At 70.3% G+C, this 24498-nt stretch carries 19 protein-coding genes; 7 read left to right on the top strand and 12 right to left on the bottom strand.

Features of this window, described 5'->3' with window-relative positions:
* Positions 1 to 103: 103 nt before the first annotated feature.
* From metH to M6B22_RS21695, 4 genes are all read left to right on the top strand, one after another.
* The gene (gene metH / locus M6B22_RS21710) at positions 104 to 3895 is read left to right on the top strand and encodes a methionine synthase (protein WP_269443655.1); all 3792 of its coding nucleotides are present in this window, start codon (positions 104 to 106) and stop codon (positions 3893 to 3895) included.
* Positions 3896 to 4567, top strand: a complete 672-nt coding sequence (locus M6B22_RS21705) for an HAD family hydrolase (protein WP_269443654.1) — start codon at positions 3896 to 3898, stop codon at positions 4565 to 4567.
* Positions 4564 to 5682, top strand: a complete 1119-nt coding sequence (locus M6B22_RS21700) for an alkaline phosphatase family protein (protein WP_269443653.1) — start codon at positions 4564 to 4566, stop codon at positions 5680 to 5682. Before M6B22_RS21705 ends, M6B22_RS21700 begins: the two co-directional genes overlap by 4 nt.
* Before the next feature lie 339 nt (positions 5683 to 6021).
* Positions 6022 to 6690: a response regulator transcription factor gene (locus tag M6B22_RS21695; RefSeq protein WP_269443652.1), complete on the top strand. Its 669-nt coding sequence runs from the start codon at positions 6022 to 6024 to the stop codon at positions 6688 to 6690.
* Here the strand turns inward: M6B22_RS21695 and M6B22_RS21690 are convergent.
* The 12 genes from M6B22_RS21690 to lepB form a co-directional block, all read right to left on the bottom strand.
* A complete protein-coding gene (locus tag M6B22_RS21690) occupies positions 6674 to 7480 on the bottom strand; it encodes a prepilin peptidase (protein ID WP_269443651.1) in 807 nt (268 codons plus the stop codon). The genes M6B22_RS21695 and M6B22_RS21690 overlap by 17 nt on opposite strands.
* 10 nt (positions 7481 to 7490) lie before the next feature.
* Positions 7491 to 9119: a hypothetical protein gene (locus tag M6B22_RS21685; RefSeq protein ID WP_269443650.1), complete on the bottom strand. Its 1629-nt coding sequence runs from the start codon at positions 9117 to 9119 to the stop codon at positions 7491 to 7493.
* Complete coding sequence (locus tag M6B22_RS21680) at positions 9116 to 9760, bottom strand: PulJ/GspJ family protein (protein ID WP_269443649.1); 645 nt, start codon at positions 9758 to 9760, stop codon at positions 9116 to 9118. The genes M6B22_RS21685 and M6B22_RS21680 overlap by 4 nt, the downstream gene beginning before the upstream one ends.
* Positions 9757 to 10176, bottom strand: coding sequence for a type IV pilus modification PilV family protein (locus M6B22_RS21675; RefSeq protein WP_269443648.1), 420 nt, complete (start codon positions 10174 to 10176; stop codon positions 9757 to 9759). Before M6B22_RS21675 ends, M6B22_RS21680 begins: the two co-directional genes overlap by 4 nt.
* A 3-nt stretch (positions 10177 to 10179) precedes the next feature.
* On the bottom strand, positions 10180 to 11385 hold the full coding sequence (locus tag M6B22_RS21670) for a type II secretion system F family protein (protein ID WP_269443647.1): 1206 nt from the start codon (positions 11383 to 11385) through the stop codon (positions 10180 to 10182).
* A 1-nt stretch (position 11386) separates the two neighbouring features.
* Positions 11387 to 13168, bottom strand: a complete 1782-nt coding sequence (locus tag M6B22_RS21665; RefSeq protein ID WP_269443646.1) for a GspE/PulE family protein — start codon at positions 13166 to 13168, stop codon at positions 11387 to 11389.
* On the bottom strand, positions 13165 to 14277 hold the full coding sequence (locus M6B22_RS21660) for a type IV pilus twitching motility protein PilT (protein ID WP_269443645.1): 1113 nt from the start codon (positions 14275 to 14277) through the stop codon (positions 13165 to 13167). Before M6B22_RS21660 ends, M6B22_RS21665 begins: the two co-directional genes overlap by 4 nt.
* 77 nt (positions 14278 to 14354) lie before the next feature.
* Positions 14355 to 14705, bottom strand: a complete 351-nt coding sequence (locus M6B22_RS21655) for a type IV pilin protein (RefSeq protein ID WP_269443644.1) — start codon at positions 14703 to 14705, stop codon at positions 14355 to 14357.
* Positions 14706 to 14849: 144 nt separating this feature from the next.
* Positions 14850 to 16037: an AAA family ATPase gene (locus tag M6B22_RS21650; protein ID WP_269443643.1), complete on the bottom strand. Its 1188-nt coding sequence runs from the start codon at positions 16035 to 16037 to the stop codon at positions 14850 to 14852.
* Positions 16038 to 16209: 172 nt separating this feature from the next.
* On the bottom strand, positions 16210 to 17694 hold the full coding sequence (locus tag M6B22_RS21645; RefSeq protein WP_269443642.1) for an HNH endonuclease signature motif containing protein: 1485 nt from the start codon (positions 17692 to 17694) through the stop codon (positions 16210 to 16212).
* Positions 17695 to 18153: 459 nt separating this feature from the next.
* Entirely contained in the window at positions 18154 to 19017 is an 864-nt protein-coding gene (locus M6B22_RS21640; RefSeq protein ID WP_269443641.1) for a RecB family exonuclease, read from the bottom strand.
* 38 nt (positions 19018 to 19055) lie between these two features.
* The gene (gene lepB / locus M6B22_RS21635) at positions 19056 to 20939 is read right to left on the bottom strand and encodes a signal peptidase I (protein WP_269443640.1); all 1884 of its coding nucleotides are present in this window, start codon (positions 20937 to 20939) and stop codon (positions 19056 to 19058) included.
* A gap of 49 nt (positions 20940 to 20988) precedes the next feature.
* Between lepB and M6B22_RS21630 the strand changes: the two genes are divergently transcribed.
* The 3 genes from M6B22_RS21630 to M6B22_RS21620 are packed head-to-tail and all read left to right on the top strand — an operon-like array spanning position 20989 to position 24497.
* Positions 20989 to 22119 (top strand): site-2 protease family protein, encoded by a 1131-nt coding sequence (locus M6B22_RS21630; RefSeq protein ID WP_269443639.1) that lies wholly within the window; start codon positions 20989 to 20991, stop codon positions 22117 to 22119.
* Complete coding sequence (locus tag M6B22_RS21625; protein ID WP_269443638.1) at positions 22116 to 23009, top strand: tRNA (adenine-N1)-methyltransferase; 894 nt, start codon at positions 22116 to 22118, stop codon at positions 23007 to 23009. Before M6B22_RS21630 ends, M6B22_RS21625 begins: the two co-directional genes overlap by 4 nt.
* Positions 23010 to 24497 (top strand): cobyric acid synthase, encoded by a 1488-nt coding sequence (locus M6B22_RS21620; protein ID WP_269443637.1) that lies wholly within the window; start codon positions 23010 to 23012, stop codon positions 24495 to 24497.
* Position 24498: the final 1 nt, after the last annotated feature.

The raw sequence follows: 24498 nt of genomic DNA, 5'->3' as shown, positions 1-24498 counted from the left end.
GGATGCGACCTCCTGCACACGCGGCGATACTGAGCCGTAACCGTGCAGCCGCTGACCGTATGCTGGACGCTCACCTCACCTACTCGTACTGGGGATCCGTTCCGTGCCCGAAGCCTCGTCGCTCCGTCCCGACGCGACGCAAGCGCTCACCGCCGCGTTGACGTCCCGCATCCTGATCCTCGACGGGGCCATGGGCACGATGATCCAACAGTCCCAGTTCGGCGAGGACGAGTACCGCGGTGCGCGCTTCGCCGACTGGCCGGGTGACCTCAAGGGCAACAACGACCTGCTCACGCTCACCCAGCCCGAGGCGATCAGCACGATCCACCGCACGTACCTGGACGCCGGCGCGGACATCATCGAGACGAACACGTTCAACGCCCAGCGCATCTCGCTCGCCGACTACGGCATGCAGGACCTCGCCTACGAGCTGAACCGTGAGGCTGCGCGGCTGGCGCGTGCCGCTTGCGACGCCGCGACCGCGGCAGATCCGAGCCGGCCGCGGTACGTTGCGGGCGCGCTCGGCCCCACCAACCGCACGGCGTCCATCTCGCCGGACGTCAACGACCCGGGTGCCCGCAACGTCAGCTACACCGAGCTCGTCGAGGCCTACCTGGAGCAGGCGAACGGGCTCGTCGACGGCGGGGCGGACGTCCTGCTGATCGAGACGATCTTCGACACGCTGAACGCGAAGGCAGCGATCTTCGCGCTGGAAACGCTGTTCGAGCAGCGCGAGCGCCGGTGGCCGGTGTTCATCTCCGGGACGATCACCGACGCATCCGGGCGCACCCTGTCCGGGCAGGTGACCGAGGCGTTCTGGAACTCGGTGCGCCACGCCCGCCCGCTCGTGGTCGGCTTGAACTGCGCGCTCGGCGCGGCGGAGATGCGGCCGTATCTGGCCGAGCTGGGCCGGGTGGCCGACTGCTTCGTGTCGTGCTACCCCAACGCCGGGCTGCCGAACGCGTTCGGCGAGTACGACGAGCTGCCCGCGCAGACCGCCGAGATCGTCAAGGAGTTCGCCGGCAGCGGACTGGTGAACATCCTGGGCGGCTGCTGCGGCACGACTCCCGCGCACGTCGCGGAGATCGCCGCCGCGGTCTCCGGGATGGCCCCGCGGATTCCCGCGCAGCCACGGCAGGCGCTGCGGCTGGCCGGGCTGGAGCCGGTGACCATCACGGCCGAGTCGCTGTTCGTGAACGTCGGCGAGCGCACCAACATCACCGGATCGGCCCGCTTCCGCAACCTGATCCGCGACGGCAACTACACCGCCGCGCTCTCGGTCGCGCGGCAGCAGGTCGAGAACGGCGCGCAGGTCATCGACGTCAACATGGACGAAGGGATGATCGACGGTGTCGCGGCGATGGACCGCTTCGTCAAGCTGATCGCCAGCGAGCCGGACATCAGCCGCGTCCCACTCATGATCGACTCGTCCAAGTTCGAGGTGATCGAGGCCGGACTGCGCTGCGTGCAGGGCAAGCCGATCGTCAACTCCATCTCGATGAAGGAGGGGGAGGACAAGTTCCGCCGCGAGGCACGCATCTGCCGCAAGTACGGCGCGGCGGTCGTGGTGATGGCCTTCGACGAACAGGGCCAGGCGGACAACCTCGAACGCCGCAAGCAGATCTGCGAGCGCGCCTACCGGATCCTGGTCGACGAGGTGGGCTTCCCGGCCGAGGACATCATCTTCGACCCGAACATCTTCGCGGTGGCGACCGGCATCGAGGAACACGCCAATTACGGTGTGGACTTCATCGAGGCGACGCGGTGGATCAAGCAGAACCTGCCCGGGGCGCTCGTCTCCGGCGGGGTCTCGAACGTCTCGTTCTCCTTCCGCGGGAACAACCGGGTGCGCGAGGCGATCCACGCGGTGTTCCTGTACCACGCGATCGCGGCCGGCATGGACATGGGCATCGTCAACGCCGGCGCGCTGACCGTCTACGACCAGGTTGACGAGCGGCTGCGCGAGCGGATCGAGGACGTCATCCTCAACCGCCGCAATGACGCGACCGAGCGGCTGCTGGAGATCGCGACCGAATTCGCCGGCGACGGTGCCCAGATCGAACCGGCGAACGAGGAGTGGCGCCAGCTCCCGGTCGCCGAGCGGATCACACACGCCCTCGTCAAGGGCATCGACGACTTCGCCGAGACCGACACCGAGGAGTTGCGCCAGCTCATCGAGGAGCGCGGCGGCCAGCCGATCGAGGTGATCGAGGGCCCGCTGATGGACGGCATGAACGTGGTCGGTGACCTGTTCGGCTCCGGCAAGATGTTCCTGCCGCAGGTCGTGAAGTCCGCGCGGGTGATGAAGAAGGCGGTCGCCTACCTGATCCCGTTCATCGAGGCGGGCAAGTCGCCCGAGGACGCCGGCCGCAGCAACGGGACGATCGTCATGGCGACGGTGAAGGGCGACGTCCACGACATCGGCAAGAACATCGTCGGGGTAGTGCTGCAGTGCAACAACTACGACGTGATCGATCTCGGCGTGATGGTGCCCGCGCAGAAGATCCTGGACGCGGCGAAGGAGCACGGTGCCGACGCGATCGGGCTGTCCGGGTTGATCACGCCGTCACTGGACGAGATGGTCAACTTCGCGGCCGAGATGGAGCGGCAGGGCCTGGAGATCCCGCTGCTGATCGGCGGCGCCACGACCTCGCGGGCACACACCGCGGTCAAGGTGGACAAGAAGTACCACGGCCCGGTCGTCTGGGTGAAGGACGCCTCGCGCTCGGTGCCGGTGGTCGCGGCGCTGCTCAGCGACGAGCAGCGGCCGGCGCTGTTGGCCGAGTTGCAGGCCGACTACGACTCGCTGCGCGAACGCCACGCGGCGCGCGCCAACTCCAAGGTGATCCTGCCGATCGAGGCCGCCCGCGAGGACCGCACGCCGATCGACTGGTCGAACTACCACCCGCCGCGCCCGCACCTGCTCGCGCAGCAGGCGCGCGACATGCACACCGACGACTTCCACCCAGGCAGCGCGCCGATGCAGTACGTCAAGGCGTTCCACGACTACCCGCTGGCCGAACTGCGCGAGTTCATCGACTGGCAGCCGTTCTTCAACGCCTGGGAGATGAAGGGCAAGTACCCGGACATCCTGAACCACCCGGTGTCCGGCGAGGCTGCGCGCAGGTTGTTCGAGGACGCGCAGCGGATGCTCGATTCGGCGATCGCGGAGAAGTGGCTCACCGCCAACGCGGTGATCGGGCTGTTCCCGGCGAACGCGGTCGATGACGACATCGAGATCTACACCGACGAGTCGCGCCAGAGCGTGCTCACGACGGTGCACTCGCTACGCCAGCAGACCGAGCACCGCCCGGGCGTCCCGCACCGCAGCCTGGCCGACTACGTGGCACCGAAGCACACCGGGCTGCGCGACTACATGGGCGCGTTCGCCGTCACGGCCGGGCTGGGCAGCACCGAGAAGATCACCGAGTTCAAGGCGGCCCTGGACGACTACAGCGCGATCCTGCTGGAGTCGGTCGCCGACCGCCTGGCCGAGGCCTTCGCCGAGCGGCTGCACCAGCGGGTCCGCATGGAGTTCTGGGGGTACCAGCCGGACGAAGATCTCGACAACGCCGCGCTGATCGGCGAGCGGTACGTCGGCATCCGCCCCGCGCCCGGCTACCCGGCCTGCCCGGAGCACACCGAGAAGCGCACGATCTGGGACCTGCTCGACGTGCACGCGAACGCCGGGATCGAGCTCACCGACAACATGGCGATGTGGCCGGGTGCCGCCGTCAGTGGCTGGTACTTCTCGCACCCGCAGTCGCAGTACTTCGTGGTCGGCCAGATCGGCCGCGACCAGGTCACCGAGTACGCCGAGCGCAAGGGCTGGACGGTCGCCGAGGCCGAGCGCTGGCTCTCGCCGAACCTGGGCTACCGCTCGGACAACGAGTAGGTGGCCGGTCCGCCCGATTTGGCCGCGGTGCTGTTCGACATGGACGGCACGATCGTGGACACCGAGCCGTACTGGATCGCCGCGGAGTACGCGCTGGTCGAGTCCTACGGCGGCGTATGGACCGACGAGCACGCCTACGCGCTGGTCGGCAACGCGCTGATCGACTCGGCGGTCTACATCCGCGAGCACGCTTCGGTGCCGTTGCCGCCGGAGGAGATCGTCGACCGGCTGCTGGACGAGGTGGTGCGCGCCGCCGAGGCGTCCGTGCCGTGGCGTCCGGGTGCCGTCGAGCTGCTGACGGAGCTGGGCCAGCGCGGCGTGCCGTGCGCGCTGGTGACCATGTCCTACCGGCGGCTCGCGGCCACCGTGGTCGACCGGTTGCACGCCGGCGCGTTCGCCACCGTGGTGACCGGCGACCAGGTCGTCGACGGCAAGCCGCACCCGGAGGCGTACCTGACCGCCGCCGCGCGGCTCGGCGTCGACCCGCGTAGCTGCGTGGCGATCGAGGACTCGCCCACCGGGATCGCCGCGGCGGAGGCAGCCGGCGCCCTGGTCGTCGCGGTGCCGCACAACGTGCCGATCCCGCTCGGGCCGGGCCGGGTGCTGGTGGACTCGCTGACCGAGCTGTCGGTCGACCGGCTCGCCGCCCTGATGCGCGAGCGCGCCTCGTGACCGGCAGCCTGCGGGACGTCCTGTCCAGTGCCTGCGCCCTGCTCGGCGTGCCGGGCACCGCCGACCGGCTGTGCCTGGCCGAGCGGCTCGGTGAGGTGCGCCGGATCGCCGTGCTGCTGGTGGACGGGCTGGGCTATCACCTGCTGGACGAGGCCGGCCGCTCGGCGCCGATCCTGGCCGAGGCGGTCGCCGGCCGCGCCGGTGTGCTGACCGAGCTGGCGTGCGCCTTTCCGTCGACGACGCCGACCAGCCTGGTGACGCTGGGTACCGGGGTGCTGCCCGGCGCGCACGGTGTGCTCGGCTTCACCCTGAACGTTCCGGGCACCGACCGGGTGCTCACCCACATCAGCTGGCGTGACGACCCGCCGCCACGGGAGTGGCAGCCGGTGCCGTCGCTGCTCTCGCGGGCCGCTGCGGCCGGCGTGCGGACCGCCGTCGTCTCCCGTCCGGAGTTCGTCGGCAGCGGGCTGACGGTGGCCGCCTACGGGGACCCGCGGTACGTGGGAGCGGCGCGGAGCGCCGAGCTCGCCGCCGGGATCCTCGCCGAGCTCGACGCCGGCCCGGGGCTGGTGTACGGCTACCACCCGACGCTGGACTCGGTCTCGCATGCGCACGGCATCGCCTCGCCGCAGTGGCAGCGCGCTGCCGGGTCGGTGGACCGGTTGATCTCGCGCGTCGTGGCCGGGCTGCCGGGCGACGCGGCGTTGCTCGTCACCGCCGACCACGGCGCGCTGGACGTCCCGCCGTCGGCACGGATCGACCTGGCCGACGATCCGCTGCTGGCCGCCGGGGTACGCGTCGTGGCGGGCGAACCGCGGGTGCGCTACCTGCACACCGTCGACGGTGCGGCTGCCGACGTCGCCGACACGTGGCGCGGCGTGCTGGGGGAGCGGGCGACGGTCTTGCTGCGCGCGGACGCTGTCGCGCGCGGGCTGTTCGGCGCCGTGCCGGCCGATCACCTGGCGCGCATCGGCGATGTGGTCGTCGTCTGTGAGGGCGACACCGTGATCCTGGCGCGTGGTTACGAACCGGACCTGGTCGGCAACCTGGTCGCCTATCACGGGTCGTGGACGCCCGTCGAGACCGCGATCCCGCTGCTGTCGTTCCACGGCTGATCGGGCACGCGCCGCCGGGTGTGACTGCGCGGCGAACCGGAGTTCGCGTGCCAAATGCGCGATCACCGGCCGCCGCGGCCGAGATGTCTGTCGCGGAAACAAACTAGCAATATGGGCATACCGACGGCAAACACCTCGCGAATTGGTCAATCGACACTTCTGCCACTCGGTGAAAGCGTGTACGAACGCTTTTCTGCCCGGATGATCGGGTGTTAGCGTCCCCGCACGGCTTGGCCCACTACCACGTGGAGGGCCCGGCTGACAACAGGGGGAAATGCACGGCGCGGGCAGCGACGAGGAAGGTATGCCGCTGCTCGCGCCGCGCGCCAGGGGGGAAGCATGACGGTCCGGTTGCTTATTCTGGAGAGCCATCCGATAACGCGGTTCGGCCTGGCCCGAATGGTCGACGAACAGCCTGACCTGCAGACGGTCGGCGAAACGGACTGCGCGTCGACCGCATTCGAGCTGGCCCATTCGCTGCGTCCGGATGTGGTGAGCATCGATACCGAACTCGACGGCGGCTGGGCACTGGCACGCGACCTGCGCGACCTGCGTGCTGATCTCGGGATCGTCATCTTGACCTCGAACGGGCACGACGACGTGCTGTTCCGCGCGCTGGAGACGGGGGCGTCCGCGTTCGTGTCCAAGCTCGCGCCGGCCACCGAGATCCTCGCCGCCATCCGGCACTCCGCCGTGGCGGCCTCTTCGTTCAGTGCGGCCGGCCTGGCCGAGGCTTTGCGCAATCGCGACCAGGCTCCGGACCGGCTGCGGCTGAGTCCTCGCGAGGCGCAGGTACTGGCCCTGCTCCAGGACGGGATGTCGGTGCCGGCCATCGCCGGCACGCTGTTCGTCAGCCTGTCCACGGCCAAGACCTACGTGGCGCGGCTCTACGAGAAGCTGGGCGCGACGAATCGGGCCCAGGCGCTGATGTCGTCGGTCCAACTCGGGCTGATCGCTCCGTCCGGTGCCAACCCGATCGCTCAGGCGCGGGTCACAGCCGGCCGGTGAGCCGCAGGTAGCCGCGGGCCAGGGGTTCGGCGACGAACAGGGCGGCCAGCGCGCCGGCGATCATGAACGGGCCGAACGGAATCGCACTCTTGCGATCGCACCGGCCGGCGGCAAGCAGCCCGGCGCCGACGACGGCTCCGAACAGGAAGCCGGCGAACGCGCCGACGACCAGCGCCGACCACGACAGGTAGCCGAGCAGGCCGCCCAGGACGCCTGCCAGCTTCACGTCGCCGAAGCCCATGCCCGCCGGGTAGCCGAACGCAAGGGCGAAGTAGAACGCGAAGAGCGCCGCGGCACCGATGCCGGCCCGCGCGAGTGCCCACCAGTCGTGCGAGGCCGCCGATGCGATCAGCAGCAGCACGGTGACGACCGCGTACGACGGCAGCACGATCTTGTCCGGAAGCCGCTTGTGATCGACATCGATCAGCGCCAGGGCGAACCCGGCCGCAACGAGGTAGAGGTACGCCGGTAGCGCGGAGTCGAGGTGCAGTTGCGCGACGCGAACGGTGACCACCGCGAAGAGCAGCGCCGTCATCGCCTCGACGAGCGGGTAGCGCACGCTGATCGGGTGGGCGCAGTCGGCGCACCGGCCGCGCAGTAGCAGCCAGCCGAGGACAGGCACGTTGTGCCGGCTGCGGATCGGGGTGCGGCAGGCCGGGCAGCGTGACGGCGGGCTGATCACAGATTCGCCCGCCGGAACGCGGTAGATCACCACGTTCAGGAACGAGCCGATGGCCAGCCCGAAGGCACCGGCGAGGATCACCCACAGCGTCAGGGGATACGCGGACATCATCGCCTCCTCAGCGCTGCTGGCTCCAGCTCAGGACGGTGGCGGTCGTCGGCGTCGTCGTCGACAGCTGTACTTTCGCCCGCAGCTTCGGCGTGCCTGCGGTCGAGCACGCGCTCGGCCCGGTGCACACGAACACGTTGAGGTACAAGACACTGGGCACGGCGAACGGCGCGGGCGCGTCGTTGGGGACGTCGATGACAGCGTTGGCGAGGTTCGTGCTGCCGGTGGATCCGACCAGCAACGCCCGGGTGACCAGGCCCCACCGGAAGACCTGCACCGTATTGTTGTTGAGGTACAGGTCGATGACTGCTCGCGGGACGTAGGTCGTGCCGTACACCGTCAGCGCGGGGTTCGGATCGTTGGTGGTCTGCACGACCGCACAGTGCGTGGCATCGCCGCCCTGAGCTACATAGCCGGTATTGGTGATGCAACCCGACTCGGCCGCGACCGCGAACGCCCCGGACCCGATGCCGCTCTTGAGCCCGTAGATCGCGATCGGCGGGCCGGACGGGCTGTTCGACGCGCAGATCTGGACGTTCGGGTTCGCGGACGCGAGGCCTTTGGTGACGTACATGCGGCTGTCCCCACCGAAGACGAACCTGACGCCGCCGTTGAGGGTGGTGCCGCCGACGGTGGGGGCGATGCAGTACGGCTGGCCGGCGTTCTGCAGGTTCTGGATCTTGGCGACGGTGAGCGCACCGCTCACGTTCGCGGTGCCGCCGACCAGGAACCCCGAGCTGACGATCCACTGGTGCACGCCGGGGTCGGTGAAGTCGAAGTAGTACGTGCCCGGGTTGAAGTGCCAGACACTGCCGGAGCATGCGCCGGCACCGTTGGTGAGCGCGTTGAGGGCTGCGGCGCTGCGGTACAGCCCGGGCAGGAACTCGAACGCGGTCTTCGCCGAGCAGCTGGCGGGAGCGACCGTGCCGTTGGCGGTCGGCGCTGCTGGTGCGTCGAAGGAGCTGCCGTGGCCCGTGATCGTCCCGGGGTCCTTGCCGCGGCGGTCGACTGCCGACAGCGGATTCGTGCTGTAGTTGCACACCGGCGCGGGCGTGCTGATGATCCTCGAGGTTCCGCTGCTGGAGCAGTTGCCCATCGCGTACACATAGCTGTTCGTGGTGTTGGTGTTCTGCAGGTCGGACTTGTTCCCCTCCAGGAAGATCGTGGAGTCCGAGAAGATCCCGCCGTTCACCTTCACGCTCGCGTTGTTGCTGGTGTTCACGTAGATGCCGCGCTCACCGCCGGTGCCGTCACTCAGGGTCAGGATGGCGCTGCCGGGCGAGCTGTTGGACCCGCCGCCGTTGCTCGTGTTGCCCGGATCCGGGATGCACTGCACGGCCGCGTTGCCCGCCGCAACGGTGGACGTGGCCGGGAAGAAGCCGAGCAGGGACTGCGTCGCGGTGGCCGTGCAGTTGGCGCCGGGGAAGGTGCCGGTGCGGAGTTGGTTCACCGCGACCTGGGCGGCGCCGTCGGCCGAGTAGGAGGTCGCGGCCTGGTCGCGAAGGGCCACCGTCGCTTTCACGTTGGTCGTCGCCAGCGACAGCGTCGCACCGATGACCAGGGCGATCGTCGTGATGATGATCAAGGCGAGGATGAGCGTCACCCCGCCGTCACCGGAGGGTCGGGCGCGTCGGGTCATGTCTGCCTCCGCTGACCGGTCAGGGTCACCTGCAGGGTCTGGCCGCGGTTACCGGGGTCGCTGGATCTGAGGTTGAGCGTCAGCGTGATCGACGCCGGCACGGTGGGCCCGGACGTCGGGCAGCCGGTGCCCGCACACGCGACGATGGGTAACGGCGCGACGATGTTGTGGGCGATGACTGCGTCACTGCTGACGCTCTGGCTGGTGAGCGACGCACCGGTGCAGAACAGCCGGTGCAGCTGCGTCTGGCCGGACACCGCTTGCAGGACGTACGCGGCCTGGTCGACGGTGGCCTGTGCGGCCGAGCCGGTCCAGGCGACGTCGTCCCACGCGAGGAGCACGACCGGCGTTCCGACGCCCGCACCGCAGGTGCCGGCCGGGAACGCTCCGGTCCACACCGATTGGGCGGCTACCAGCGAGGTCTGGTCACGTGTCCCGAGGTTCGCGACGTCCTGGGCGAAGTAGGCGGTCGCGAGCTGCTCGTCGTGTGAGCCGCTGAGCCGCGCGGTCGTGGTCGCGCTGTTGATGAAGAAGCTGGTGACGACGTTCGCCAGGGGAGCGGCGATGATCCCCAGGATCACGACGACCAACAGCAGCTCGATCAAGGTGAACCCCGCGTCGCCCTCACGTCGGGTGCTCATGGCTGCCGCACGACGACGGTCAGGGTTTCGCTGGCGCGGCTGTCGATGCTCGACACGGCAAGCTGCACGCGCTGCACGCCCGGGTCACCGCCGGCGGGGCACGAGGTGGATCCGAAGCTGGTGCCGGTCCAGTAGCTGACGGTGACCGACGGGGCCGCGAAGCCGGAGCGGGCGGCGAGCGTGTACGGCTGGGAGTTGGCGCTCGTGCACGGCCGGTAGCCGGCCACCAGCGATTCGGCGTAGTTGTGCAGGACGGCGGACGCGTCGGCCTGCTTGCGGTGGTAGTCGGAGATCTTGACACTCATGGTCATCGCCGACACGATCGCGACTGCAGCAATGCCCAGGACGAAGACGGCAGCGATCACCTCGATCAGCGTGTCGCCCCGATCGTCGTTCAGGCGCTGCAGCCGGGACATGGTTCAGACCTTGACCTGGTTGAAGATGCCGTACATCGCCGACACGAGCGCTACCGCGACGAAACCGACGAGCAGGCCCATGACGACGATGATCGCGGGCTCGAACAGCGCGGTGAGCTTCTTGAGCTTGTAGTCCAGCTCGGTCTCGTAGTACTGGGCGGTGACCTCGAGCTGCCCGTCCAGGGTTCCGGTCTCCTCGCCGACCCGCAGCATCTGCGACGCGGTGGGCGGGAACAGCCCGGTCTTGGCGAGCGGCGCGGCAATCCCCTCACCTTCGAGCATCGCCTCGTTCACGCCGGCGAGCCCACGGGTGTACACGCGATTGCGCAGCGAATCGGACGCCACGCGCAGCGCCTCCGGGAGCGCCACGCCTGCGCTGACCATCGAGGCAAGCACCCGGCAGAACCGTTCGACCAGCGCGTACTGGATGGTCTGGCCGAGCACCGGCACCGCCAGCAGGAAGCGATCCTTCGCAAACCGGCCGCCCTCGCTCTGCAGCGCGGCGACGATCGCGAGGATCACGACGCCGAGGCCGACCAGCAGGGCCCACCACCACTGGCTCAGGAAGTCGGTGACCGCGAGCAGCATCCGGGTGGGCAGCGGCAGTTTGGCGTTCAGGCTCTCGAAGAACACCTTGAACTTGGGCAGCACGTACGCGGCCAGCACCACGATCGTCACGATCGACATCAGTGCCACCGCGGTCGGGTAGATGGTTGCCGACTTGATCTTCCGCCGGGCTTCGAGGTCCCGCTCGATGTACAGCGCGAGCCGGGCCAGCACCGTGTCCAGCTCGCCGGTGAGCTCTGCGGAGCGGACGATCCCTCGATAGAAGTCCGGGAAGATCTTGGCGTGCCGGTCCAGGCAGTCCGAGAACCGCTCGCCCGAGCGCAGCCCGTCCTCGATGTCGGTCATGATCCGCCGTATCGAGGAGTTCTCCGACTCCTCACCGATGGTGTGTACGGCATCGAGGATCGGCAGGCCGGCCCGGATGAACGCGGCCATCTGCCGCGACAGGTGCATCAGGTCGTCACGCTTGACGCGCGGCCCGCTGATCTCCAGCTGCAGCAGGCTCTTCTTCTCGGTGACCTGGATGTCCCGCAACTCCCTGTCGTACAAGGCGAGTTCGGCGGCTGCGCGGCTGTCGGCCTTCTGGACGCCGCTCGATCGCCCGCCGTCGCGGGTGGTGGCGGCGTACGCGAACCTGGGCATGTCAGACCTCCACTACGTAGATCGAGCGCATGACCTCGGCCGGCGTGGTGATCCCGGCGGCGACCAGGTCGATCGACTCCTCCTGCAGGGTGCGCATGCCCTCGGCGCGGCACAGCTTGCGCAGTTCGTCGTGCGAACCCTGGTCGAGGACCAGCTCGCGGATCGCGTCGGTGATCGCCATCAGCTCGTACACCCCGATCCGCTCGAGGTAGCCGGTGTGTGCGCAGAAGTTGCAGCCCGCCCCGTGGACGAAACCGTGGTCGGGTGCGGCCGAGCCGAACGCGCGCAGGAAGGCGAGCTCCTCGAGTGACGGTTCGTAGGGCTCGCGGCAGTACGTACAGATCCGGCGGACGAGTCGCTGCGCGACGACAGCCGTGACCGACGAGGCGACCAGGAACGACTCGATCCCCATGTCCAGCAAGCGGTACAGCGCCGCGATCGAGTCGGTGGCGTGCAGCGACGACAGGACGAAGTGGCCGGTCAGGGCGGACTGCACCGCGATCCGGGCGGTGTCCACGTCGCGTACCTCGCCGACGAGGATGACGTCCGGGTCCTGCCGCAGGATCGAGCGCAGGCCGTTGGCGAAGGTGATCCCGGCCGCCTCGTTGATCTGGATCTGGTTGATCGAGGCGAACGTGTACTCGACCGGGTCCTCGATCGTCATGATGTTGCGTTCCGGGCTGTTCAGCTCGCCGAGCGAGGCGTACAGCGAGGTGGTCTTGCCGCTGCCCGTCGGCCCGGCGCAGATCACCATGCCGTACGGCGAGTGCAGCAGCGCGCGGAAGCGGGCCGCGGTGTCGTCCGGCATGCCGAGCTGCGCGAGCTGGTACAGCGGACGGCTCTTGTCCAGCAGCCGCATGACGACCTTCTCGCCGCCGACAACGGCTGTGGTCGAGACCCGGATGTCGACGTCGCGACCCTCGACCTGCTGGCTGATCTGGCCGTCCTGCGGCCGCCGCCGCTCGACGATGTTCATCCCGGCGAGGATCTTGATCCGGCTCACCACGGCCGGCCCCATCGAGCCGGGCAGCGAGAGCACGTCGTGCAGCGCCCCGTCGACGCGGTAGCGGACCCGGATCCGGTCGTCGTGCGGCTCGATGTGGATGTCGGACGCGCGGTCGCGCAGCCCTTGGGTCACGAGCATCTGCACCACCTGGACGACCGGGGCGTCGTCGCTTGCGTTCACCTCGTCGAGCCGGCCCGCCTCGCGCCGCAGCGCGTCGCGCACCTCGAACTCGTGGACGCGTTCGTCCACGCCGGTCAGCGCCCGGTAGCTGGTGCCGATCGCCCGCATCAGGTCCTGCGTCGGGGCGACCGCGGCGGTGACCGGTCGCCCTATCGCGTGGGTGATCCGTGCGAGCGCTTCCGGCGTCGGGTCCATGACCGCGACGTGCACGGTGTCCTCACCGATCGAGATGGGCAGCGCGCCGAGGGTGCGTGCGATCGCCTCGGTGATCAGTTCGACGGCGGCCGGGTCGGGCGTGACGGTGCGGAAGTCGACCACCTGCAGGGCGTGCTGCTCGGCGAGGATCTCGGCCAGGTCGTGGTCGGTGATGGTGCCGCGATCGAGCAGGATGCGGCCGAGCCGCTTGCCGTCGCCTGCACGCTGGGCCTCGGCGAGCGCCGCGACGACGACGTCGTGGCTGGCCAGATTGGCGGCGACGATCAGTTCGCCGAGACGCCGGCCGCCGGGGCGCACGTCGAGGTCGCGGGGCGCCGTGGGACGGGCTGGTGGCGTTTGCGGCGGCGGCGCTTCGGCGTGGCGGCCGCGGTGCAGCTTCATGCGCTTGCGCTGGCGCTGGCGCTGGCCCGTAGCCGCGGCCGGGTCTCGATGTCCTTGGGGTACAGGCTGCGCTTGACCGCGTCGTCGTAGCTGATCAGGCCGGCCTGCACCAGCCCGGAGAGCGACTGCTCGAGCGTCACCATGCCGTCCTGCTGCCCGGTGACGAGCGAGTTCCGCAGCTGGTGGGTCTTGCTCTCCTTGATCAGGTTGCGGACGGCGGAGTTGGCGACCAGCACTTCGTACGCGGCGACCATCCCGCCACCGACGCGCGGGATCAGCCGCTGGTAGACGATGCAGCTGAGCGCGCTCGCGAGCTGGACCCGGATCTGCGCCTGCTGGTCGGCGGGGAAGACGTCGATCATGCGCGCGAGCGACTGCGCGGTGTCGTTGGTGTGCAAGGTCGCGAAGACCAGGTGACCGGTCTCGGCGATGGTCAGGGCGAACCGGATCGAGTCCAGGTCGCGCATCTCACCGACCAGCAGCACGTCGGGGTCCTCACGCAGGACCGACCGCAGCGCGTCCGGGAAGCTGTCCGTGTCGGTGCCGACCTCGCGCTGGTTCACGGCCGAACGCTTGTGGTTGTGCACGTATTCGATCGGGTCCTCGACGGTGATGATGTGGCAGGCCCGCTCGGTGTTGATCAGGTCGATGACCGAGGCCAGCGTGGTGGACTTGCCCGAGCCGGTGGGGCCGGTCATCAGCACCAGGCCCTGGTGCTGGCGCGCGTAGTGGGCGAGCACCGGCGGGACGCCCAGAGCGGCCAGGCCGGGAATCTCCTTGGGGATCATCCGCAGCGCGATGGCGGTGACGCCGCGCTGGGTGAAGGCGTTGCCGCGGATGCGCGCCTCTTCGCCCCAGCTGAAGGAAAAGTCGTACTCGTTGCTCACCTGCCAGCTCTTGTGCTGGTCCTCGCTCAACAGCTCGACGAGCAGCGCCTCGGTGTCCTCGGCGCTCAGCGGCGGGTGGTCGGCGACCGGGTGCAGTTCGCCGTGTACGCGCAGCAGTGGCGGGGTGCCGACCGTCAGGAGCAGATCGGTGCCGCCGGCGTCCCAGAGTGATTCCAGCAGCTCGTCGATCCGCTCGCCGATGCGGCGTCCTACCTCGGTCATGGCTCCCCCTGAAAGACCTGGCATGCGTTGGTGGTGATGCCGGGGAGGGCCAAGACGGCCCTCCCCGGCGGAGCGGGTTAGGAGGTGAAGCCCGCGCAGGCGCTACCGGTAGCTCCGACTGCCGTGAAGCCGGTGCCCGTCACGGTGTAAGTGACGTTGTCCGCGGTGTCCGAGTGCAGGAAGCCGCCCGCCTTGAGCGCTGCAATATCTGCGGCATAGCTCGAGTTCTTTGCGTAGTAGGCCTCGCCTGCCGTGGTGACCGTTGCGACATCGGACTTGCAAGCCGAGGCGTCCCCACGGTTCGTGATGCCCTGGACCGAGAAGACGACCACAGCGGCGAGGATGCCGAGGATGACGATGACGATGAGCAGTTCGATGAGCGTGAAGCCGCTTTCTTCCTTCATGGCCTTGCGAATGCGCTGGTACATGGTGGGTTCCCCCGAATGGTGATCGGTCGCCGCGTGGCGGCCGTGTCCTGTGGCCCGGTGCCGAGTAGCGCCGGGATGAAGCTGGCGTGCTGGGTAGGTGCCGTGCAGCGCGTCAAGGCGGGTCGCGCGCCCAGTCGTGGTGTCTCACCTGGACCACCCCCGCACTGATCGACGAGGGACACCCGGACGCCGCGTGGCGGCGGCACCGGTGCCGATGCGGGCGCGCGCGAACGCGCGGATCGCCTTGCTCACCGGGTGGTCCGGCTCCGCGGTCACGAGCGGTGCAGCGTGGTTGATCGAGGCGGGTACGTCCCAGCTGAACGGGATGTGACCGGCGATGGGGCTGCGGGCGAGCGTCTCGACGTTGCGCGCGGTGAGCACGACGCGTGGGTCGGTGCGGTTGACGACGATCGAACGCGACTCGCGCCGGTAGCCGAGCAGGTCCAGCACGTCGAGGGTCCTGCGCAGGCTCTTGACGGCGGGTACCTCTGGCACGGTGATCAGGACGTGGTGGTCGGCGGTGTCGAGAGCGGCCAGGACGTGATGCGACATGCGCGCGGGTGTGTCGACGACGATGTAGTCGTACAGCTGCGCGAGGGCGTTGAGCGCCTCGCGGGCGACTGCGGGCGTGACGCGTTCGGCCTCGCCGGGTCCGACGGGCGCGAGGATGCAGTCCAGCCCTGGGTGGTACGTCGTGACGAGTGCTGCGATGTCCGCCCTGGTGAGCGCGCGGCCGGGTACCGCGTCGAGCAGGGTGCGTTCGACGTCCAGGCGAAGCGAGCTGGCGACGTCGCCGAACTCGAGGTCGAGGTCGACGAGACAGACACGGACCTCGCCGCCCGCGTTCAGGGCAAGGGCCAGGTTGATTGCGAAGGTGGTCTTGCCGCAGCCGCCCTTGGCTGCGACCACGGCGACTATGACACCGTTCGGCGCTGCAGTTGGGCCGGGCTGCGGCGGGGCGGCTGCCGGCCGGCGCGACGCGGCCAGGCGGGTGCACGCCTCGGCGAGGGCATGGCGTTCATGCGTGGGCAGGACGGTCTGGATCCCGGCGTCGAAGGCCCGGCTGAGCAGATCGGAGTCGACGGTGTCGCGCATGAGCACGATGTCCGTGCCGGCCGCCGAGCGTGATACGTGTGCGGCGAACTCCAGGGCGTTCTCCGCGCGTACGCCGCTGCCGATGACGACCAGTCTTTCCGCCGGATCCGCTGCGAGTGCTCTCGTCGCAGCGCGCAGGCTGACAACGATTCGCACGTCGTCGCCCAGGAACGGCGCCAGGAGCGAGGCGGCAGTCGCCTCAGGCTCGCACAGGATCGTCACTCGCGCTCCCCGCATGATCGGAGCGTCTGCGCTCCATACAGCAGAGTGCGGCTTGCGCTCGCGCGAGGTCAGCGGGCGAACGGGCGGATCAGTCGCGGCGGTCGACCGGTCTTAGCCAGCCGATCGATCGCCGATCGGACGACCTCTGTCGACCGTTCGGTCGACATGAGTGAGCGGACACCTGACGTCAATACGGTGGTGGTTGGTCGTTGGGGTCGGGTCCGGTCTGCTTCGGTGGTTCGGGTTCGGGGACGGGTAGTTCGGGTGGTCGGTAGTGGTAGTGGTGTCGGGTTGCCGAGGTCCAGTGGTAGGTGCCGTCGGGGGTGCGGGTGAGGGTCCAGCGGGCGTGGTGTTTGAGGTCGTGGTGCCTTTTGCAGAGGGGTTCGAGGTTGGTCACGCTGGTGGGGCCGTCGGGCCAGGGTGTGCGGTGATCCAACTGGCAGGTGTGGGCGCGCCGCCGGCAGCCGGGCATGATGCAGCGTTGGTCGCGGGTGATGACGTGCCGGGTGATCGTGGTGGTGGGGTGGTAGCGGTGGGTGATCAGGCTGCTGTCGAGCACCGGCCCGGTCCGCACCGTGGATGCTGTGGATGCTGTGGGTGCTGTGGGTGCTGTGGGTGCTGTGGGTGCTGTGGGTGCGTGTGGGCAGGCGGTGTCGAGGAGGTGTCCGGTCTGGTCGACGGGCCAGTAGTGGCGCTGGGCGCCGGGTTGGGTGGCGAGGCGCCGGGCGATGTCGGCGGGGACGGGTTCGCCGTTGAGGTAGCCGGGTTGGTTGTCGGTCCCGGCCAGGGTGCTGGCGGCGAGGGTGACGTTCACGGTGGGCTTGAGTCCGTGTTCGGTGGGTAGTCCGGGCAGGGCCAGGGCGGCGGTGCAGATCTCGACGAGGGCGTCGGCGCGGCGTTGGTCGGCGGTGCGCTGGTCCTCGCGGCTGGTCTTCGTGCCCCAGGCGTTGACGGCGGTCCATACGGTTTCGATGCCGTCGGCCGGGGCGAACAGGGTGAGCCAGCCCATGCCGTCCTCGACCTGCTCGCGCCGCACGTGCCGTTGCGCGGCCGCAGCGCGGTGTTTCTCGTTCTGGCTCTTGGCGTGGTGTTTGGCGATCGCGCGGCGGACGGCGGCGCGGAACTCACCGGGTGTCTGTCCGGGTGCCCGCTTCAGGACCTGGGCCTGGACTTTCGCGGCCACCGGATCGGGTAGGTCGACGGTGGCGGTGGCCAGGATGCGGGCGTGCACCGCGGACAGGTACCCCGAGCGCAGCAGTTCGAACGTGTCCCACAACCGCGAGCTCAGTTCGCTGGCGCACTGGAGGCGCTCCTGGGTGGTGGCCGGTGCCAGGTGCAGCGCGAGCGCCGCCTCCTCACACAGGAACTGCTCACCGCCGGGGTCGCGGTGGGCGAGTTCGGCGAGCAGTTCGCTCTGTTTGGCATCCACCAGCGCACGCAGCCGGTCACAGGCGGTGAGGGCGTCGATCAGGCCGGTGTCCGAGAGCCGGCCCGGCAGCAGCGACTCCATCGCGGTCAGGACCGCACCGGACGGGTGCAGCACGCTCGCCGCGCCGGCGGCCTGGTCGGGCCGGTGCAGCACGTCCGAGGCGGTGGGTAGTGGGGTGCATTGGGCGGGGTCGACCAGGTCGACGGTGATCCCGTCGACCACGATCTGGTCGGATTCGCCCATGCGTCTGATTCTACAGCATCATCCCGACATGTCAACCCGTTTGGACCGACTTTCGCCTTATTTTATCGGCAGGTCCCGACAGAACCACGACGTCCGGACCGGATGCACACCCCCGACGAAAGGCGACCCAGCAACGCAAGCCAAGCCAGCACCCGACTCCTCGTCGCAGCGTCTTTGACGGAGCGCAACCACGACCGGACCGCGACCCAGCAGCGGCAACCCGACCACGAGCGGGTCCCCGTCGCGGCGCAATTCAAGGCAGCGCAACCCGCACGAGAGGCGACCCGGCAGCGGCAACCGACCACGAGCGAGTCCCTCGTTGCTGGTTCCTGACGTCGCGCGACAACCAGCACAGCGGCGCCCCGGCGGCGCGAACCCACCGAGAGCCGATCACGTTCGGCGCTGCGCTCGTCGTCCTCGGCGCGACCAGTCCGATCGGAAGGCCCAGTGGCCGCAGGGTCAGTCCGCCGCTGCTGCCCGGCGGTCATCGCCGATGTTCGCGAGCGCATCGTGCGGGAACGGCGGCGGAGTCCCGCCGAACGCCGGACACAGCGCCTGGTGATCGCACCAGTCGCACAGCCGGCTGGGGCTCGGGCGGAAGTCGCCGCTCTCGGTCGCCCGTTCGATCGCGGCCCAGATCGCTTTGAGGGTCCGCTCGAACCGGACCAGTTCGTCGGCGTCGGGGGAGTAGCTGAGCGTGTCGGTGTCGGCCAGGTACATCAGGCGCAGTTGCCGCGGAACGACCCCGCGCGTGCGCCACAGCACGAGTGCATAGAACTTCATCTGGAACAGCGCCTTGCCCTCGAACGCCTCGCGCGGCGTCGTCCCGGTCTTGTAGTCGACAACCCGCAGGTCGCCGGCCGGCGAGACGTCCAGCCGATCGACATAGCCGCGCAGCCGCAGCCCGTCGACGACGACCTCGACCCGCTCCTCACGCGCGGCCGGTTCCAGGCACCGGGGGTCCTCCAGTGCGAAGTAGTTGCCGAGCAGGTCGCCGGCGGAGGAGAGCCACTCGGCCAGATCGGAGCCATCCGCATCGTCGGCGAACAGGCTCGCGGCCTCCGGCGCCTCCGCCAGCACCCGCGCCCACGCAGCGGGCACCATCGACCGCGCCGCGTCCAGCGTCCGCGCCGCAGCGGGCAGGTCGAACAGCTCCTCCAGCACCGCGTGCACCAGGGTGCCGCGCGTCGCGGCACGCGACGGCGCTTCGGGCAACCGATCGATCGTCCGGAACCGGTACAGCAGCGGGCAGGTCTTGAAGTCGGCCGCCCGCGACGGCGACAGCGAGCCCACGATGGCCACCGGAAGATCGACTTCGGTCATGCCATCGACGGTAGAACGTCCCTCCGACAGTTCCGCGCTCACAGCCAGTGGACCCGTCCGAGCGGCCAGATGATCACGAACGCCCGGCCGATCACGTCAGCGGTCGGAACCGGACCGAACGCCCGGCTGTCGGCCGAATCGCACCGGTTGTCGCCCATCACGTACAGCTCCCCGGGTGGCACCGGGCCGTACGTCCGCACCGGCGAACCCGGGTCCTCCGACAGGGACGTCATCGGCGGGCAAGCCGCGTTGAGGTACGACTCCTGTAACTGCAAGCCGTTGACGTACACCTTGCCGTCGCGGACGGCCAGCCGATCACCGGGCAGGCCGACGACTCGCTTGATCAGCGTCTTCTCCGGTACCGGCCAGGTATCCGGACGGTGGAACACGACGACATCGCCACGGTGCACGTCGTGCATACGATAGGAGAGCTTGTCGACCAGGACATGGTCGTTGTTGCACCCCGAGCAGCCGTGCAACGTCGGCTCCATCGACGCGGACGGGATGTAGTACGGCGAGACGACATAGGCGCGCAGCAACAACGCGGTGACCACCGCGATGGCGAGCAGGACCGCGGTGCGGATCAGCCATCGCGCCGTGCGGCGCCCACGTACCGGTCCGCCTTTCTCGAGCTTTTCCTGCCCGGCCGGTTCCTCGGATCGCGACCGTGCCGCCGCCCCGAGCTCACGCGCGGGCGCCGCGCCGGCGGATCGGGACGTCTCGACCGTGCGCTCCGCATCGGCCTCGGGTAGCGGCTCGTCCAGGTAGTGCACCGGCGCCCCGGCATACGGACGCGGCCGCGGGCGGCGCCGCGCCGTTGCCTCGTTCGCGGGGCCGGCTGCTTGCTTCGCCGGAGGAACCAGAGGCGCTGACGATGGCGCTGCCGGAGGGGCTAGTGGCTCGGACGAGGCGGCGGGCTCGGGTGCGGCAGTCGCTGCCGCAGTCCCGGTCAGCGGCGTCGCTGTCGCCAGGTCGTCCCAGGCGACGGTCGGGCGAACCTCGGAGCCGTCGACGGGCTTGCCGGGCTCGACGGGCTCGCCCGCCGGGTCGTAGTCCGGATCGTCGTGGATCGCGGCCAACCGGCGCGCCAGTTCGGCGCGGGAGGTGACTGATCGATCGACAGTGATGCTGCGCTCCGGCTCGGCGTCCGCGCGCAGGGCCGCCAGTTCGGCGGCCGTCCAGCCGTCGTCCTTCGGGTCGCTCGCAGCATCGGCCGCAGCCGCCTCCGGAAGGTCCCCGGAGGCGGCACCGTCCTGAACCCCAGTTTGCTCCGTTAGCTCCGTTGACTCGGTTAGCTCCGTTGACTCGGTTAGCTCCGTTGACTCCGTGGGCTCGGTTGACTCGGTTAGCTCCGTTGACTCCGTGGGTTCCGTTGACTCTGTTGGCGTGGGCTCCGCATCGTCCGTGGCCTCGTGTCCCGGCTCGGAACCGTCCGCCGGCGCCCTCTCGAACAGCCAGCGCCCGGCCCGCCGCAGTCGTCCGGCCGGCGCGGGATCACCGGTGCCCGCGGCGTCCCCCCGCGTCCCGGCGGCACTGCCTGCCTGCAGTGCCGCCAGCACCGACTCCTCGTTCGACGGCGCCGGGCCGGCCGCGAGCGGGGCGGGGCGCGCACCAGGTCTGGGGCGCGTGCCCGGGTCCGGACGAGCACCGGCCGGGCGGCCGGCGACCGGCCACTGGCGGGTGGGCGCCGGGCCGGCGCCAGCGGGTGGAACAGCCTGCGGGGTGGACGACACGGGGGACGGAGTCGACCCGTCGGCGCCCTGCTCGAGCCAGGGGCGAACCGGCTGCAGCACGGGCGGCGCGGCGTCCGCGAAACCGTGCAGGCTGTCGTCGGCGATCGCCTCGGGGCCCTCGACACCCTCCGGGCCGGCGGCGGCGACGGGCGCGTCGGTCCGCCCGCCCGGCTCCCGCTCATCCGTCACCGGCAAACGGTAACGCGGATGGCGAAGGAGCGCCCCGTAGCATCGAGGTGTGAGCGGAAACCGGCCAAGGCTGCGAGCCCCGCGCCTGCTGAACGTGGGCCGGTTCTTCGGCGTGCCGATCTACTTCGCGCCGTCGTGGCTGATCATCGCCGCACTGCTCACCTTCTACTACGCGCCGCTGATCGACGAAGTCGTCACCGGGATCAGCACGAGCACCGCCTACCTGCTCGGGTTCGCGTTCGCGGTGCTGTTCGCGCTCTGTGTCCTTGCCCACGAACTGGGCCACACCGCGGTGAGCCTGATGCTGCACAGCCCCGTGCGCCGGGTCGTCATCTTCCTGCTCGGCGGCGTCTCGGAGATCGAGCGCGATCCGGTGCGCCCGCGCGATGAGTTCCTGATCGCCGCTGCCGGTCCGCTCGTGTCGCTGCTGCTGTCCGCCGCCGCGTTCGGCGGCTACCAGTTGCTGGCGTCCGACAGTGCCCTCGGCGTCCTGGTGGTGCTGCTGTTCTGGAGCAACCTCGTGGTCGCGCTGTTCAACCTGCTGCCGGGCCTTCCCCTCGACGGCGGCCGGCTGTTGCGCGCCGGTGTCTGGGCGATGGCCCGCAACCGGCTGGTCGGTACCCGGATCAGCGCCTGGACCGGGCGCTTCGTCGCGGTCGGCATCGCCGTCGGCGGGCTGGTGCTGGACAACCGCAACTGGGGGTTGACCGCGGGCCTGTTCGGCGTCGCCCTCGGGGCGTACATGTGGTTCGGCGCCGGCCAGTCGTTGCGCGCCGCCGAGTTGATCGAGCGCGTGCCGCGCGTGGACCTCGAGCGGCTGCTGCGGCCGGGCCTGCTCGTGCCGTCGGACGTATCGGTGGCCGAGGCGCTGCGCCGGGCCTGGACCGGCAGCGCCCGCGGCCTGGTCGTCGTCGACGCGACGGACGCCCCGCGCGCGATCGTCGACGAGGCCCGCATCGGCGCCGTCCCGCCGGACCGCCGGCCGTGGACGCTGATCGACACGGTGGCGCGCCCGCTCGAACCCGGCCTGGTCCTCGACCGGGGCCTCAGCGGCGAGGACCTGCTCGCCGCCGTGCGCGCTACCCCGGCGCACGAGTACCTGGTGGTGAACACCGACGGTTCGCCCGCCGGGATCCTGGCGACCGCCGACCTGGCGAGCGCGCTGAAGAGCCCGGCGTGAAGCCGCCCGGCGGCGGCCCGTTCCGCGAGGGGGAGCGGGTCCAGCTCAGCGACCCCAAGGGACGCCTGCACACGGTCACGCTGGAGGCCGGCAAGCAGTTCCACACCCACCGCGGCGCGATCGAGCACGACGACCTGATCGGCGCGCCCGAGGGCAGCGTGGTCACCGCGACCGCCGGCACCCTGTACCTCGCGCTGCGCCCGCTGCTCACCGACTTCGTGCTGTCCATGCCGCGCGGCGCGGCCGTCATCTACCCCAAGGACGCCGCCCAGATCATCATGATGGGCGACATCTACCCGGGCGCGACCGTGCTCGAGGCCGGTGCCGGGTCCGGCTCGCTCACCTGCGCGCTGCTGCGCGCGGTCGGCCCGACCGGCCAGGTGATCTCCTACGAGGTGCGCGAGGACCACGCCGAGGTGGCGGTCCGCAACGTCCAGGCATTCTTCGGCGAGCGGCCGCCCAACTGGACGCTGCACATCGGCGACGCCGCCGCGCACCCGAGTGCCGAGCGTGCAGACCGCATCATCCTGGACATGCTCAGCCCGTGGGACGTGCTGCCCACGATGGCCGACACGCTCAACCCGGGCGGGGTGTTCCTGGGCTACGTCGCCACCACCACGCAGGTGTCCCGCCTGGTCGAGGCGTTGCGCGAGCACAAGGGCTTCACCGAGCCGCATGCCTGGGAGACGTTCATGCGCGGCTGGCACGTGGTGGGCCTGGCCGTGCGCCCGGAGCACCGGATGATCGGGCACACCGCGTTCCTGGTCAGCTCCCGCCGCCTCGCCCCCGGGGTCACCGCCCCGCCGCGACAGCGCCGGCCGGCCAAGGGTGTCGTGGCCGAGGCGCCGCCGCGCGCCCCGGACGTCCCGTTCCGTCCAGACCTGCCCTGAATGGGTTCGCTGCTGATCGCCGGGACGGGCTCCGGCGTGGGCAAGAGCGCGGTCGTGGCCGGGCTGTGCCGCTGGCTGGTGCGCGAGGGCGTGCGGGTCGCCCCGTTCAAGGCGCAGAACATGTCGCTGAACTCGTTCGTCACGCGCGACGGCGCCGAGATCGGCCGGGCCCAGGCCGCGCAGGCCCAGGCCGCCCGGGTCGAACCGGAAGCGGCGATGAACCCGGTGCTGCTCAAGCCCGGGTCCGACACCCGCAGCCAGGTCATCGTGATGGGCCACGCGATCGGTGAGCGTGAGGCGAGCGCGTACTGGGGCACGCAGCACGAGCTGCTGGACGTCGTCGTCGATGCCTACCGGGACCTGCGCAGCCGCTTCGACGTGGTCATCTGCGAGGGCGCCGGCAGCCCGGCCGAGATCAACCTGCGCCGCGGCGACATCGCGAACCTCGGCTTCGCGCGAGCCGCCGGCGTCCCGGTCGTCGTGATCGGGGACGTCGACCCGGGCGGCGTGTTCGCGGCGCTTACCGGCACGCTGGCGGTGCTGGACGCCGCCGACCAGGCACTGATCGCCGGGTTCCTGATCAACCGGTTCCGCGGGGACGTCGCGCTGCTCGAGCCAGGGCTGGCCATGCTCGCCGGCCTCACCGGACGGCCCACCTACGGCGTCCTGCCGTACCTTCCCGGGCTCGCGGTCGACGCCGAGGACGCCATCGACGTGCGCGCGTTCGCCGACCCGGCGCCGCCACGCGGCAGCGACGTGCTGCGGCTGCACGTGGTGACGTACCCACGGATCAGCAACCACACCGACCTGGACGCGCTCGCCTCCGAGCCGGGTGTGCTGGTGCGCTTCGTCACCCGGCCCGAGGAGCTCGCGGACGCCGACCTGGTGGTGCTGCCGGGTACCCGCGCCACGGTGGAGGACCTCGGCTGGTTACGCGGCCGCGGCTTCGCGGCGGTGCTGCGCGACCGCGCCGCCCGGCGCCGCCCGATCCTCGGCATCTGCGGCGGCTACCAGCTGCTCGGCGAGTCGATCGAGGACCGCGTGGAGAGCCGTGCCGGCTCGGTGCCCGGAGTGGGACTGTTACCGGTACGCACCCGGTTCGCTGCGGAGAAGACACTCGCCCGCCCGTCGGCCTGGGTCGACGCCGACCCGCCGTACGAGGTGCACGGCTACGAGATCCACCATGGACGGGTACGCGGCGGCGACGGCGGCTTCCCCGGCGGCTGCCGGCGGGGCTGCGTCACCGGAACCTTGTGGCACGGCCTGTTCGAGAACGACGAGTTCCGCCGGGACTTCCTTCGCGGCGTGGCCGAGGCGGCGGGCCGGGACTTCGTGCCGGCGCCGGACACCTCGTTCGCCGCCGTGCGCGAGGCGCGGCTGGACCGGCTCGCCGACCTGGTGGCCGGGCACGCCGACACCACGGCGTTGCGGGCCCTGATCGAGGGCGGCGCGTCCGCGCGTCCGCGGCTGCGGCTGCTGCTGGGCTGAA

This window comes from Jatrophihabitans cynanchi (assembly GCF_027247405.1).
GTDB classification, from domain to species: Bacteria; Actinomycetota; Actinomycetes; order Mycobacteriales; family Jatrophihabitantaceae; genus Jatrophihabitans_B; species Jatrophihabitans_B cynanchi.
This window is presented reverse-complemented; position numbering and strand designations above follow the sequence as displayed.